Origin of the sequence: cf. Phormidesmis sp. LEGE 11477, assembly GCF_015207105.1 — a bacterium.
Classification (GTDB): Bacteria; Cyanobacteriota; Cyanobacteriia; order Phormidesmidales; family Phormidesmidaceae; genus Phormidesmis.
In genome coordinates this window covers 63,096-77,483 of the sequence record NZ_JADEXO010000013.1, presented here as the reverse complement: position 1 = coordinate 77,483, position 14,388 = coordinate 63,096, and the positions used below count along the sequence as shown (strand labels likewise).

The following is a 14,388-nucleotide window of genomic DNA, read 5'->3' as shown; positions in this document are numbered from 1 at the left end:
GATCTACTCTATCTAAAGGGGCTCTATCTAAAAGCGCTCCTTAACAGGGAGAATAGAATGTCACGCCTCGCGTAGGAAGCTAGTCTATGTCGTTTGAGTGGATGCCTTTGTTGCTGGTGACATCGGCCATGGAGACACTGCGATCACCGATCGCTACTTTTGTCTTACTGCTGGCGATCGCGCTGATTATTCCCCCTATTTTTGAGCGACTGAAGCTGCCGGGACTGGTGGGTTTGATAGCGGCGGGCATTGTCTTTGGCAGTAGCGCCTTGGGCTGGCTCGATCCCGCCTCAGAAACAATGAAGCTGCTCTCTGAGATTGGCAAAATCTATTTAATGTTTGTAGCCGGCTTAGAGATTGATCTAGCGCTGTTTCAAAAAACTCGAAATCGCTCGCTCACGTTTGGCACGCTCACCTTTATTATTCCGTTCGTCAGTGGCCTGGTCTTAGGACTAGGCTTTGGCTTTGGCTGGCTAGCGGCTGTCCTGATTGGTTCTTTATTGGCTTCCCACACGCTGCTGGCCTATCCGATTATTCAGCGGCTAGGCGTGGTCAGTGACGAAGCGGTAACCATTACCGTAGGGGCGACGATTGTTACCGATATTACCGCGCTGATTGTGCTGGCCGTGTGTCTAGGCATTAGCAAAGACAATTTTACCGCCGTGAAGCTGGTCGGTTTGTTGGGCTCGTTAGGGCTCTATACAGTCGCCGTTTTATGGGGACTCAAGCGATTAGCGGTTTCCTTTTTTCGATCGACTGGTAAAGATGAGGGCAACCAGTTTTTGTTTGTAATGCTTTCGGTTTTCTTGGCGGCGGTAGTGGCTCAGATGATCGGCGTAGAAGGCATCATCGGCGCTTTTTTGGCGGGGCTAGCGATCAACAGCGTGATCGGCGATGGAGCCGTCAAAGAAAAAACAGAATTTCTCGGCAGCGTTCTGTTTATTCCTATGTTCTTTATCAATATGGGATTGCTGCTCGATCTGGCGGCTTTGCGGAGTCTGTTTGAATTTATTCAGCTGCCGCTGTTCATTGTGTTGACGCTGCTGGGCTCCAAGCTGCTGGCCTCACTGATTACCAAATGGTGCTTTGGCTATAGCTGGATCCAAACCTGGACAATGTGGTCTCTTTCAATTCCCCAAGTAGCGGCCACTTTAGCAGCGGCGCTAGTCGGCTATCAGGCCAATATCATCAACGCCCAGGTGTTTAATAGCGTCATTTTGCTGATGCTAGTGACCGCCATATTAGGCCCATTGGTGACGGCTCAAACGGCTCGGCGACTATCCATACAGGCAACAAGCGAGGATGTTGCCCCCCTGAGCTGGCTACCAGTTCCAGATGGCGGTGCTAAAAGTGTTGAATCTGTGAATTTTGATGATCGTGATATCTATGCCGTCATCGTCCCGGTTTATAACCCTAGAACTGAGCTGCGGCTACTAGAGCTAGCGGCGATCATCGCCCAGTATGAGCGGGGAAAGGTCGTGGCGCTAGCAGTCGCGATCGCGCAAAAGCAGATGGATTCACCGCAGCTTACTCGGGCGATCGCCCACAGCCGTCGACGCTTGGAGGCAGCCAAGGCAATTCACGAGTTGTGGTCGGTGCCCCTAGAGACTGCGCTAAGGCTTGACTACGGCGTCTCCCAGGCTATCTGTTTGTTTAGTCGTGAGCAAAGCGCTAATTTGATCGTATTGGGTATGGGCCGACCGCCCAAGTTCAAAGCTAGCTTGCTAAATGCTCCAGTCATCAGTACACCGCTGCTGCAGATGAGCTCGATCGGTCGGGTTCACGACGCCGTGCTGTGGTCGGCGCACTGTCCGGTGGTAGTCGCTCGCCTGCTAGAATCGCCAACCCAGTTCAAAAATATTCTGTTGCCGATCGAAACGCCTTCACCGATGACCATTCGAGTATTGCGCCTAGCTCAGGTGATAGCAGCAGCCAATCAGGGAAAAGTGACGTTGCTGTATGTGTGCAGTCCTTTTGTTTCGAGCAGCTATCAACAGAGTATGCGATCGCAGCTTCATAGACTCATCCAGCAGCTACCCGTCGCTCAATGCCAGATCGAGGTAGTGCTAAAGGTTAGAGATAATCGGATTGCAGGTATTGTTCAGTTTTCTCAAGGATATGATGTGGTGGTATTGCGATCGCAGCGTCACCGAGTCGGCAGCGGTCTTAGCCTCAGTACCACGACTGCTCCCTTGTTGAACCAGCTCAACCAATCAGTCATTTTAGTAGGAGAACCCACCATAGCCAATGCTGTTTGACCAGTTGTTAGGATTCGGCGTCATTAAAATATAGATGAAGAGAAGAGTGCTCGGCTAAGCTAAGGACTATAGGCAGCTCTTATCGCAACTATTATGGAAGATTTTTCCTCCTCAACAGCGAATATTGAAACAGAGGGTGATGACGCCCAGACTGACGCCCAGACTGACGCCCAGACTGACGCCCAGATCGATGCCCAGACTGACGCCGAAAAAGAGGCAAAGCAAAAGGCCAGAACAGTAGAAAGTCCGCTATCAAAGCAACTAGAACAGCAACAGGCTGATTCAGGCAAAGAGATAGGTGGGGGCCTGCCCGTCATAGAATATTGGGCGAGAAATACCCTTTCACCTCAAGGGCTGCCGGTCTGGAAAGCGCTGTTTCATAAAAGTGCCTGCCTCTCTTGCGCCTGGGGAACAGGCGGACAAAAAGGGGGCTTTACCAATGAAGCTGGCGAAAAAGTGCAGCGCTGCATGAAAAGCATGGAAGCGGTGATTGCTGAAATGCAGCCGCCAGTAAAACCTCACTTTTTTGAAACCCACAGTATCGATCGGCTACAGGCGCTCAGCTCAATGGAGGCCGATCGGCTAGGCCGCCTCAGCTTTCCGGTGATACTGGATGCGGGAAAATCTCACTATCGGCGAGTTACGTGGGACGCAGCCTATGAGCTGATGGCAAAAGCCTTTCGTCAGCCACCCGAGCGCGTCGCCTCCTATAGCTCGGGGCGATCGTCTAATGAAGCGGCCTATTTGCTCCAGCTGATGATGCGGCTATTAGGATCGAATAATTTGGCCGACTGCTCTGATCTGTGTCATCGTCCTTCGACTACAGGGCTTAGCAGCATGTTCGGCTCTGGCACGTCTACCGTGAGCCTAGAGAGCCTGAAGCAGACCGAGTGTGTGGTGCTAGTCGGCTCAAACGCGCCAGCCAACCACCCTCGGCTGATGAACGAACTGATTAATCTGCGCGATCGCGGTGGCACCATTCTAGTCATCAACCCGATTCGCGAAGTGGGCCTAGTCAAATACGGCTCGCCTGCTTTCCCGGTCAGATCGCTCATTCCCGGTTCTGATATTGCCAATCTATTTCTGCAGCCTATTCCTGGCTCCGATCTAGCCCTATTTATTGGTATCCAAAAGTCTCTGATCGAAAGGGATTTAATCGACAATGACTTTTTACAGGCCCATACGGAAGGCTGGGAAGCTGTTGTAAGCCAGGCGCGGCAGACCGAATGGAAAACACTCACCGAAATTTGTGGCCTTCCTAAGACAGAGATCGAAGCGGCAGCCACCCTGATTGCTCAGGCTAAAAAAGTCGTCTTTGCTTGGGCAATGGGGATCACTCACCAGGCCAACGGCACTGACAACGTTTGCGCTATTGCCAATACCGCCTTACTTACTGGCAATATTGGCAAAATGGGTGCGGGCGTCATGCCGATTCGCGGTCATTCAAACGTGCAGGGCTTTGGCTCAATGGGGGTGAAAAATGACATTAAACCCGCGCTGAGAGAAGCCTTAGAGAAGATCACAGGACGCTCTCTTAGACGCGAACCCGGCTACCATGCCCGCGCCTTGATCGAAGCGGCTGATAAAGCTCAGGTAGATACGTTGCTCTGTCTAGGCGGCAATTTCTACGCGGCCAATCCAGATCTAGCTCAGGCCAAGCGGGCCCTTAGCAAGATAGACACCGTTATCTATGTCGCCACCAAACCAAACCTAGGTCACTTTAATGGATTAGGCCAAAAACAAACGCTGATTCTTCCCGTTTTCAATCGCTTTGAGAATCCTCACAAAACCACAGTTGAATCTGGTAACAACTTTGTGCGACTTAATGACGAAGGCAAAAGCCACCTGAACGCTGCCGATCTAGTCTCAGAAGTTGAGCTTCTTACCGAGCTAGCTCATCGCCTTCATGGCAGCTCGCCGATTGATTGGCGTCGACTGCAAGACACCCGCTACGTGCGCGAGCTGATAGCTAGAACCATTCCTGGCTACCAAAAGATAGGAGAGATCGATCAAACCCAAGCAGAATTCACCATCACCGGGCGCATCTTTACGACCCCGCAGTTCAAAACTGACTCTGGCAGAGCCGAAATGCTGCTAACGCCGCTACCGTATCTAGAATTGCCCAAACCGATTGACTTCGGCGATCGGCCCGGCACTGTACTGGCCCTGATTACGGCTCGAAGCTATCGACAGCACAACACCATCGTCTACAAAATCGGCGACAAATATCGAGGGATGCCCCATCGTCAGTGCATCCTGATGAATCCCGAAGACATCGAAGCAGGCGGATTTTCGGATCATCAGCGAGTTACGGTTCAAGGCCAGGCGGGCGCGCTGAATAACATCGAGATTATCAGCGGCGCGATTCGATCCGGCGCAGCGCTAATGTTCTACCCTGAGGCCAACGTATTGATGAAAGCCGTCATTGATCCCAAATCTCATACCCCTGCCTTTAAGCGAGTGCCAGTACTCGTGCATAGATGAGCTGAGAAAATAGGTGAGCAGGGAAGATCTATGCTGATACCCACAATAAAGGTTTTAGTCGTTGAAGATGATCTTGATTTGTCTAGACGTCTGGTGCGATCGCTAAGAATCTATCGCTACCAGGTAGATATTGCCATTGATGCCGCTGCCGGGTTAGCGCTAGTTCAGCAGAGCAGCTATGACTTGTTGCTATTGGGTCTTTGCCTGTCAGAGCTAGAGAGTATTGAAATTTGTCGACAGTTTCGCCGCAAAAGCCCTAACATTTCAATTCTGCTGCTAACAGCCGAGAAGACAGTGGCTGATAGAATCATCAGCACAGAAGCCGCTGATGACTATGCGATCAAACCCATCAATATACAGACTCTATTAGTGCAGATGCGCCTAGTCCTGCATCAGGGTCGATCCCAGCTTTTACCTCTATTAGTCTGGTCAGATGTCTGCCTAGATCCGGTGAGCTGTGAGGTGTTTTGTCATCAGCGGCGACTTTCTCTAACCGATAGAGAGTACGGCATCCTAGAGCTGCTGCTATACAACCCGCATCGAAACTTTAGCTTGAATGGGCTAATTGAAAGGCTGTGGCCAGTAGAAAGCCTGCCTGCTATTGGCGTCGTTCGAGCCCAGATCGAAAGCCTTCAGCATAAGCTGACGCAAGCTGGAATCGTCGGCATGATCGAATCAGTCTACGGACTCGGCTATCGACTTGGCAGCGCTGATGCTCATCAGGCTCAGACTGCATCGGCGCTGCCTGAATCAGCGTCCGCTTTGACAGAACAGCCAAAGGCGATACCGCAGACTTCAGTGCTACCAGCGGCCTCGCTAGCTGTAGATCCGCTAAGAGCTGCCTGGAAGCGACACCGCGCTAAGTATCTAGAGCTAGTTGACAGCTTAACTGAAGCAATTCCTAGCCTGCAGACCCTAGGCTTAGCAGGTGACTCAGCAGGGTTAAACTCGGCAGGGTTAGAAGAGAAAGATGGCTTCTCAAATCAGAATGCTCTAAAAAATCGAGCTGCTCTAAGAGACAGCGCCATCAAAAATACAGCGCTAAGGCGATCACAAGCGGCTATCCACACCTTGAAAGGCACGCTCGGTAGCTTCGGTTTTACTCAGGCCTCGCAGATAGCTAGCCAAATTGAGATATATCTGCGAATGCCTGCCCCTTTGACCACGACGAAAATCGGTCAGTTAGAAAAGCTAATTGGCTCGCTCAAGCAGTCTTTGGATCTCTTTGAGGCTGAATCTTCCAACACTTCTGCTTCTGAGCCTTCTATATCTGCAGATGGCGCAGTGTCGGCTACTGCAGCGACTCAGCCGATCTCAAAGAGTGAATCTATATCAGCTACAGAATTAGCTACAGATGCTATTTCAAATATAGATTCAAACACAGAGGCCACTTCAAAGTCTTTATCTCCTCCGCTACTAGCCTCTCAGTCTTCTATTACCTACGACTGGCTAATTATCGACGGCGACCGACAGATGGTTAAGGCGCTGCTTTACCAAGCCACAATCTCAGCCCTTTGCCCTCAAGTTGCCTACTCGCTCGAAGAAGCCCGGCAGCGGCTGGTTCAGCAGTTTCCGACCGTAATTTCTTTTGACCCGAGCTGCGCTGCAAGCTGGGATGAAGGACTGACATTTTTAGCCGAGTTGAACGCTCGCGCTCGCGCTTTGCCAAAGCCTCGGGCTATGCCAATTGTGGTCATCAGCGATCAAGACACCTTGGCCGCGCGAGTGCAGGTAGTGCGCTCAGGAGGAGGTATCTTTTTACCCAAACCAGTAGACGCCGCTCAAATCGTTGAAACTGTTGCTCACACAGCTTCTAAGTATCAGCCTCCAGACGTTCGGATCGTGGCGCTAGACGACAACCCGCAGACGCTATTACACCTGCAAAGTTTGTTGGATGATTGGGGATTTCAGCTCACACTTTTATCTAGACCGGCTCAGCTCTGGCAGGTGCTAGAACAGACCCTGCCCGATCTATTGATACTAGATCTTGAGATGCCGCAGTTCAACGGCATAGAGATTTGTCAGGTGATTCGCAGCGATCCCAGAACCGCGCAGATTCCAATTCTGTTTTTATCCGCTCATACAGCGCCTGCGATTGTACGACAGGTGTTTGAGGCAGGCGCTGACGACTATATCAGCAAGCCCGTGTTTGGCCCTGAGCTGATTGGGCGAATCTCAAATCGGCTAGAGCGGCTGCGGCTTTTGCGCCAGCTAGCAGAAATTGATAGTCTTACAGGATTAAGCCGTCGTCGTCAGTCGGAAAAAACGCTAGAGCGGCTGCTGAGGCTGTCGGCTCGTCAGGGAGTTTCTCTGTGCATGGCGCTTCTAGACTTGGACAATTTCAAACAGATCAACGATTGCTATGGTCATGATGTGGGCGATCAGGTTTTGAAGGTCTTTGGAGAGTACCTACGCAAAGCTTTTCGAGGGGAAGACGTGGTTGCTCGCTGGGGGGGAGAAGAATTTGTGGTGGGTTTATACAATGTCTCACGCCAGCAGGCAATGCAGCGGCTGAATGCGCTGCGCGAGAGCTTTGGTCAGCATGTCTTTCAGGCGAGACTGTCCGCAGCTAGTCGGACAAATTCACTACCACAGTTTCGAGTCAGCCTGAGTGGAGGAATGGCTACTTCGCCCGCAGATGGCGAAACGATTGAAGCGCTATACCGCCATGCCGATCAGGCCCTGTATCAGGCTAAAACAGCAGGACGCGATCAAATCCGTACTTTTAGCCAGTGATGGCCAAGGCGCTATCAGCCAAAACTCTATAAGAGGAGAGCGACAGGACAAAATAGAATGCCAAAGCAAATATTGATTGTTGATGACGATGAAGGCATACGTGAGGTTATTCAGTTCTCTTTAGAGAGTAAGACAGATTGGTCTATCTGGGCAGCCGCTGCTGGAAAAGAGGGAATTGCGATCGCCCAGTCGCAGCCGCTTGACCTAATCTTGCTAGATGTTGTCATGCCAGAAGAAGACGGTATTGCCGTTTATCAACAGCTTCAGGCTGGCGAGTCAACTCGTACGATTCCAGTGATTCTGTTGACCGCTAACGCCCGAAGCTGCGATCACAAAGCATTTATAAACTTAGGCGTTAACGGCATTATTGCTAAACCCTTTAAATGCAAACGACTAGTTGAGACGATTACCCAGCTTCTAGGCTGGTAGCCAAGTTTGGGTGCAGATAAACAGCTCTCCTGCGATTTGGCTACTAGCTATAACATTATTGTTGCTAGGCCGTTGCCACTGCCTGGTCGCTGGCGGCTAGGCGCGGAGAACTCGGCTAGCATTAAGAATAGCTAGCAGAGCTACGCCGACATCGGCAAACACAGCCGCCCACAGTGAGGCAATGCCGATGGCTCCTAAAGCAATAAACACAGCCTTGATAGTCATCGCAATGATGATGTTTTGCCAAATGATGCGGAGCGTGCGGTGAGAGAGTGCGATCGCCTCAGCCACTTTCGCAGGCGAATCTGTCATGACCACCACATCTGCCGTTTCGATCGCCGCGTCTGAGCCCAGGCCACCCATGGCTATACCGACATCCGCTCTAGCAATCGCTGGCGCATCGTTAATGCCATCACCCACAAAAGCAACTTTTTTGTGAGTATTCTTTTGAGCGTGACTGTTCTTTCGAGTCTGAGTAGCAGAGGACAAAAACGTTTCTAGAACATCCACTTTATCTTCTGGCAGTAGTTCAGCCCGGTAGTCATCGAGACCTAGCTGCTGAGCTACCGTATCTGCAGCAAACTGACTGTCACCTGTGAGCATCACAGTCCAGATATTCTGTTTCTTTAAAGCGCTAATGGCCGCTGCCGATTCTTCTTTTAGCTCGTCAGCAATAACGATTCGTCCCGCATAGCTGCCATCAATGGCTAAATGCGCCACCGTTCCGTCCACATGACATACATCATGCGGAATATTTTCTCTATGCAGCAGCCGATCGTTGCCAGCAAGTACCGTTTGACTGCCTAGACGAGCGCGAATGCCTTGGCCCGCAATTTCCTCATACGCTTGTATTCCAAAGTCTTTTGCCCTAGAGGGCTGCAGCCTATTTTGATCTCCCTTCTGGCCTCCCTTCTGGCCTACAGACTGACCGTAAGCGGCTCGAATCGATTGCGCCACCGGGTGATTGGACTGGGCTTCTACTTGAGCCGCAAGTTTCAATAGCTGATGTTCGCTCAGTCCATTTTGTGTGACCACTTCACTCACAAGGAAGTTCCCTTTGGTCAACGTGCCGGTCTTGTCAAATACCACCGTTTTCACCTGAGCCAGTGCGTCTACGAACGTGGAACCTTTAATTAGAATGCCGCGTTTGGCCGCGCCGCCGATGCCGCCAAAATAGCCCAGCGGAATGCTGATTACCAGACCACAAGGACAAGAAATCACCAACAGTACCAGCGCGCGATAAATCCATTCAGCTTGGGTCGCCCCTGGCACCAACAGCGGTGGCAAGATAGCCACTGCCAAAGAAAGTACCACCACAATCGGCGTATAGTAGCGGGCAAAGCGGGTAATAAATCGCTCGGTCTGTGCTTTTTTACTGCTGGCATTCTCGACGAGTTCTAGAATCCTAGCGATAGAAGATTCGTGGAAAGGCTTAGTCACTCTCAGCGCCAGCAGACCCGACTGGTTAATCATGCCAGCTAACACGGTTTCACCGACGCTGACGCTGCGAGGAACAGATTCCCCAGTCAGCGCCGAGGTGTCTACTTGAGACTTGCCAGACAGAATCTCGCCGTCGAGCGGCACTTTCTCGCCGGGGCGCACTACCACCACATCGCCAATCTCTACCGACTCAGGAGAGACCGCCCGCAGTTCGCCATCAACTTTGAGGTTGGCGGTATTAGGCTGTACTTCTAGAAGCGCTTTGATAGACTGACGCGATCGCCCCACAGCATAGCCCTGAAACAGCTCGCCCACCTGAAAAAACAGCATGACGCCGACCGCCTCTGGCAGCTCATGAATTGCGATCGCTCCTAGCGTTGCAATCGTCATCAAAAAATTCTCATCAAAGACGCGCCCTCGCAGGATATTACGGCCAGCCGTAGTCAGCACGCTCCAGCCGCTAAGCAGGTAGGCCGGGAGGAAAACAGCGTATTCGGCTATGGCATAGGGGGTATTATGCAGCGATTGCTTGAACGCGATGCCGAAGATGAAAAGCACAATGGCGATCGCAGCTGGCGTCAGCTCTGCTCGCCAATCAACCCTGTCTAGGCTATGGCGATGGCCATGAGAATGATCACAACAGCTACTAGAAGAAACGGATTTTGTCATAGCACTCCCTGAATCGCTTATATCTGAATATATGAAAGGTTATTCAGATATTACAGCACAAGCGCTAGACTATTAGCGCTCTTCCCCATCAGTATTTACTCATCTAGGTGTTCAGCGACTTCTTTGTATAAGGTGGCAATATGTCCGTCAGCTAGGCTGTAGCAGACATTGCGGCCCTGGCGGCGATACTTGACTAGGCCGTGCGATCGCAATACCCGTAGCTGATGAGAAACCGCCGATTCGCCCATTTTCACCGCAGCGGCCAGGTCACAAACGCACAGCTCTTGCCGAGCGAGGGCTGAGAGCAGCTTCAGTCGATGTGGATCAGAAAGCGCCCCAAAAAATGCGGCCATCCGCTGGGCTTTCTCAGTTTCTAAAACCTCTGGCTGCACCTGCCGCACGTTATCTAGATGAACTAGAGGCGTTTCGCAACTGGGGACATCGGCCTGGGTAGCCTTCTGAGATTCCATAGTCGTTGATTGATTTTGAGCGACCTTTTTATGATACTGATAACCATTCACCCTTGAAGATCTCCTTCAAAGCTTGGGAGGACAATCCGGCTTGGCAGATTTTGTTGACGTCACTTTCACTATTCGGCGCAGTGAATACATCCGAGCAATTCGGCGCTACTACAAAACCAAGCTTGCTCTCTGGCGCGATGGTGTAGTCAGTGTTTTAATGCTCGCGCTTGGTCTCTATCTTTTGCAATCGATCGGCATCCCATTTTTTGCATGGCTGCTAATTATTCTTAGCGTTTGCCTACTAGCACTAACCATTTACTCACTGTTGTTGCTGCCTCAGTTCATCTATCGTTCGCAGCCAAAGCTCAAGTCAGAATATCGCCTGCGCTTTCGAGAAGACGCCATCCGGTTTCAAACAGATGAGATTGATTCAGAAGTAAAGTGGTCGTTCTATCACTCCTGGCAGCGCGACCAGGAATTCTATCTGCTATACCACGGAGCGCGCGATCTTAGCGTCATTCCCCGCCGCGCCTTGCAGAGCCAAGATGACGAAAGACTCTTGGAACTACTAAAAAGACGGATCTCAAAGCAGATACAGTAGAAGTGATAGAACTAAACCCCTATTCGAGCGCCACAGACTCCCACTATTTCAGCACCCAGGTATCTTTAGCGCCGCCACCCTGCGATGAGTTCACAACCAGCTTTCCTTTTTCTAGCGCTACTCGTGTCAGTCCGCCCGGATGCACATAAATCTCGTCACCTTTGTGCAGCACATAGGGACGCAAGTCCGTGTGTCGTCCCTCGATGCCACCTTCTACAACCGTCGGAATCTGTGAAAGATATACGGTCGGCTGGGCCATATATTCCCTGGGCTTTTCTCGAATCTTTTGGGCAAATGCCTGCCGTTCTTCAGCGGTGGAATTAATGCCGACTAGCATGTCATCGCCGCCCTCGGCGCTGGCTGCTTTGACCACTAGTTCTTCTAGATGGTCTAGCACGTAGTCGCGATCGCGCTCTCGCCAGCATAGATAGGTCGGCACATTCGGCAGCAGCGGCTCCTCATCTAGGTAAAAGCGAATCATCTCTGGCACATAGGCGTAGATTACCTTGTCATCGCCAATGCCTGCACCAATAGCGTTCGCGATCGCCAGCTTTCCTTGCTGACACAGATCGATTAGTGTAGCCGCGCTATCGGGATAGTCTTCTCCTAGATCCAGGTCGGCAAACATCTCCGTATCGCCGCGCCGATACACCACATCTAACCGTTGAGGGCCGTCGTCAGTGCGATAGCAAAGATAGCCCTCTGACATCAGCACATCTTCTGGGCTAACCAGCGCGATCCCCATCTGCTCTGCCAAAAGCTGATGTTCAAAATAGGCAGAGCTGTGTGTACCTGGCGTTAGTACAGCCATATGGCGGTTAGATTCAGGACTATTGGTATTGGCCGCCACAGAATCTACTACCGAATCCATAACCGATTTGAGCTGCTTAGCATAGTCCGCTACGGGCCTAGGATCAAACTTTGCCATCAGCTCTGGCAGCACTCGCTCCATTGCCAAACGGTTTTTTAGCACATAGGCAATCCCTGAAGGGACGCGCAAATTATCTTCTAGCACGCACCAGTTGCCCTCACTATTGCGAACTAAGTCAATGCCGCTGATATGACACCAAATGCCTTTGGGTGGCTTCATTCCCATGCACTCTGGCCGAAATCGCAAAGCCGACTCAATCACATCGCGCGGAATTACGCCCTCGGCGATAATGCGCTGGTCGCTATACACATCGGCACAAAACAGATTCAGCGCGGTGACCCGCTGCCTAAGGCCAGCCGTCAACTCCTGCCATTCCTCAGCCGTAATCACCCGAGGGACCGGATCAAAAGGCAGCACCCGCTCTTCATCATCGAGGCTAAAAGTAGCTCCTAGCTCTTCTAGAACGTCTTCTAGCTTTGCCTTTACCTGGCTCATATCTTGAGACGGTAGCGACTGAAACCATTCCAAAATAGGCGCTAGGTCAGGGCGCAGCTTCCCCGCCTCAGCAAAGTACTCATCATAGAGGTCTTGAGGATCGTACGCATCAAAGTTCATTTCTAAGGTTAGTAGGTGATGTGGAATACCAACAAATCAGCATAGCGTTCAACGGTTACTATTTCCGTGTTCTAGTTGTATTAACCGTAGCAGGCGTCGCCTTTTGGACTGTTGATCTAGAGAATCAGAACTGCAGGATGAGCGGTCACAATAAACACAAGCGGATCTTCCTAAATAGTTAGTGCCGGACTCGCAGCTGATACTGGCACGATGTATTTCTCTCTTGTGAATTCTCTCATCAGTAGCAAAGATACTACAAAGCTCAAGATAGTAGTCACTAAGTAGAAGATTATAGCCATTGCTACAAGGTGAGAATCTTCAGCTCGACTTTTTGATCAATCGATCGACATAGCTATCTCTAAAATAATTCGTTTCTCGTTATACAGAAATATCCAACTGTTGGCAGCGTTGATGCTTAAGAATCATCGTATGAGCATCCTTGGTAACCTGCTCTATTGGATGCGATCGCACTCACACAAACCGCTTAGTACCCATGTGGGTACTTACGAACATCAGCCAGTAGAAGATAGGTTGTTGACGTACCCAAATCGCTTCAAAAGAGATTTAGAGGACAGCTTGATCTCCGAACTGGAATACGTGAGATAGCTGCCTGTTGATACTGAAGGTTCTTTGATTTGGATACGTTGAAATCTGCGCTTTACAGCGTTGTCACTATTAAGAAGAATTATTATGAAAAAGCAACCTACTACAAAAGCGCCTACTCCATTTCCCACATCGGGGGACGATGTGTTGGTCACTGGCTTAGGAGACGATGTGATCGACGGCGGGGCAGGCACCGACAGCATCTTCACCGTATCTGGTGACGATATTGCCTTCGGCGGAGCGGGCGACGATAACATCACTGGTGGATTGGGCAATGACACGCTCTATGGCGGTGAGGGCCGAGACCAACTGTACGGTGACTTAGACATCGATGACGGTGATCTAGTTGGCTTTCCGGGCGACGATCAACTCTTCGGCGGTTTGGGTGATGATTTGGTCTTCGGCGGATTCGGTAACGATTTAATAGATGGAGAACAAGGCGACGACTATCTCATCGGACAGTCTGGTGATGACCAAATCTTTGGCGGTAAGGGCTTCGACGTGCTCAACGGCGGCAAAGGGGATGACTTTCTAGATGGAGGACGAGATAATGACCAGATGTTTGCTGGAGCCGGTAACGACGTACTCTTTGGCGGTGGCGGTAATGACCTAATGAATGGAGATGCCGACGATGATGTGCTCTTTGGTGGCAACGGTCACGATCTAGTCATTGGCAACATTGGTGACGATGAAGTCTATGGCGGTGCTGGCCATGATGAACTAGTTGGCGGTACTGGCAACGATCTTCTCGACGGCGGTGGTGGCCGTGACCGCCTATTGGGTTTCAATCCTTATGGCGGCTTTGTAGATGACTTTGAGCAAGACACCTTAACAGGCGGTCGAGGCAAAGACACCTTCGTACTGGGCCTTCGCAATCCTATCTTTGGCGACCAGGTATTCTACGCCGCTAGTAGTAACGCTGACTATGCCTTGATTACTGACTTTGAGATTAAGAAAGACACTATCGAACTACTAGCAGATGCCGGCAATTACCAGCTAGGGATAGCGCCTGAAGGCGTACCTCAAGGTACGGGTCTGTTCTTTAACAACGATCTGATCGCAGTGCTAGCGAATGTAGAAGTTTCCACTCTCAGCTTGGATAGCGGCAGCTTCAGCTTCGTGTAGCGATTTAGGCGAAGCAGGTAGTGACGAGTACTCGCCAATGCTGGCAATGATGACCCAGTTGGATTTATCACTCCAGCAGATACTGTCCTAGGAACA

The 14,388-nt window shown here is 50.9% G+C and carries 10 protein-coding genes; 7 read left to right on the top strand and 3 right to left on the bottom strand.

What is annotated here, in order from left to right; all coding sequences use genetic code 11:
* Positions 1 to 86 precede the first annotated feature (86 nt).
* From IQ256_RS06560 to IQ256_RS06545, 4 genes are all read left to right on the top strand, one after another.
* Positions 87 to 2,258, top strand: coding sequence for a cation:proton antiporter (locus IQ256_RS06560; RefSeq protein ID WP_228024631.1), 2,172 nt, complete (start codon positions 87 to 89; stop codon positions 2,256 to 2,258).
* Between the two features lie 93 nt (positions 2,259 to 2,351).
* A complete protein-coding gene (locus tag IQ256_RS06555; protein WP_228024630.1) occupies positions 2,352 to 4,742 on the top strand; it encodes an FdhF/YdeP family oxidoreductase in 2,391 nt (796 codons plus the stop codon).
* Between the two features lie 30 nt (positions 4,743 to 4,772).
* Positions 4,773 to 7,478, top strand: a complete 2,706-nt coding sequence (locus IQ256_RS06550) for a response regulator (protein ID WP_193854740.1) — start codon at positions 4,773 to 4,775, stop codon at positions 7,476 to 7,478.
* 57 nt (positions 7,479 to 7,535) lie between these two features.
* Positions 7,536 to 7,907, top strand: a complete 372-nt coding sequence (locus IQ256_RS06545) for a response regulator (RefSeq protein ID WP_193854739.1) — start codon at positions 7,536 to 7,538, stop codon at positions 7,905 to 7,907.
* A gap of 96 nt (positions 7,908 to 8,003) precedes the next feature.
* On the opposite strand, the gene IQ256_RS06540 is transcribed toward IQ256_RS06545, so the two are convergent.
* Entirely contained in the window at positions 8,004 to 10,016 is a 2,013-nt protein-coding gene (locus IQ256_RS06540) for a heavy metal translocating P-type ATPase (protein ID WP_193854738.1), read from the bottom strand.
* A gap of 95 nt (positions 10,017 to 10,111) precedes the next feature.
* Positions 10,112 to 10,486, bottom strand: a complete 375-nt coding sequence (locus IQ256_RS06535; protein WP_193854737.1) for a helix-turn-helix transcriptional regulator — start codon at positions 10,484 to 10,486, stop codon at positions 10,112 to 10,114.
* Positions 10,487 to 10,577: 91 nt separating this feature from the next.
* Here IQ256_RS06535 and IQ256_RS06530 point away from each other — a divergent pair, with 91 nt between their 5' ends.
* Complete coding sequence (locus IQ256_RS06530; protein WP_193854736.1) at positions 10,578 to 11,078, top strand: YcxB family protein; 501 nt, start codon at positions 10,578 to 10,580, stop codon at positions 11,076 to 11,078.
* A gap of 43 nt (positions 11,079 to 11,121) precedes the next feature.
* Here IQ256_RS06530 and IQ256_RS06525 read toward each other — a convergent pair whose 3' ends face one another.
* Positions 11,122 to 12,564 (bottom strand): circularly permuted type 2 ATP-grasp protein, encoded by a 1,443-nt coding sequence (locus IQ256_RS06525; protein WP_193854735.1) that lies wholly within the window; start codon positions 12,562 to 12,564, stop codon positions 11,122 to 11,124.
* A gap of 429 nt (positions 12,565 to 12,993) precedes the next feature.
* Between IQ256_RS06525 and IQ256_RS06520 the strand changes: the two genes are divergently transcribed.
* Together IQ256_RS06520 and IQ256_RS06515 are read left to right on the top strand one after the other, a co-directional pair.
* Positions 12,994 to 13,170, top strand: coding sequence for a hypothetical protein (locus tag IQ256_RS06520; protein ID WP_193854734.1), 177 nt, complete (start codon positions 12,994 to 12,996; stop codon positions 13,168 to 13,170).
* A gap of 84 nt (positions 13,171 to 13,254) precedes the next feature.
* Positions 13,255 to 14,292 (top strand): calcium-binding protein, encoded by a 1,038-nt coding sequence (locus IQ256_RS06515; RefSeq protein WP_193854733.1) that lies wholly within the window; start codon positions 13,255 to 13,257, stop codon positions 14,290 to 14,292.
* Positions 14,293 to 14,388 lie beyond the last annotated feature (96 nt).

What these genes read in the sequence shown, in the direction of transcription:
- IQ256_RS06540 (WP_193854738.1), bottom strand. Translation starts at nt 10,016, where the DNA reads ATGACAAAATCCGTTTCTTCTAGTAGCTGTTGTGATCATTCTCATGGC.
- IQ256_RS06560 (WP_228024631.1), top strand. Translation starts at nt 87, where the DNA reads ATGTCGTTTGAGTGGATGCCTTTGTTGCTGGTGACATCGGCCATGGAG.
- IQ256_RS06535 (WP_193854737.1), bottom strand. Translation starts at nt 10,486, where the DNA reads ATGGAATCTCAGAAGGCTACCCAGGCCGATGTCCCCAGTTGCGAAACG.
- IQ256_RS06515 (WP_193854733.1), top strand. Translation starts at nt 13,255, where the DNA reads ATGAAAAAGCAACCTACTACAAAAGCGCCTACTCCATTTCCCACATCG.
- IQ256_RS06555 (WP_228024630.1), top strand. Translation starts at nt 2,352, where the DNA reads ATGGAAGATTTTTCCTCCTCAACAGCGAATATTGAAACAGAGGGTGAT.
- IQ256_RS06525 (WP_193854735.1), bottom strand. Translation starts at nt 12,564, where the DNA reads ATGAACTTTGATGCGTACGATCCTCAAGACCTCTATGATGAGTACTTT.
- IQ256_RS06520 (WP_193854734.1), top strand. Translation starts at nt 12,994, where the DNA reads ATGAGCATCCTTGGTAACCTGCTCTATTGGATGCGATCGCACTCACAC.
- IQ256_RS06545 (WP_193854739.1), top strand. Translation starts at nt 7,536, where the DNA reads ATGCCAAAGCAAATATTGATTGTTGATGACGATGAAGGCATACGTGAG.
- IQ256_RS06550 (WP_193854740.1), top strand. Translation starts at nt 4,773, where the DNA reads ATGCTGATACCCACAATAAAGGTTTTAGTCGTTGAAGATGATCTTGAT.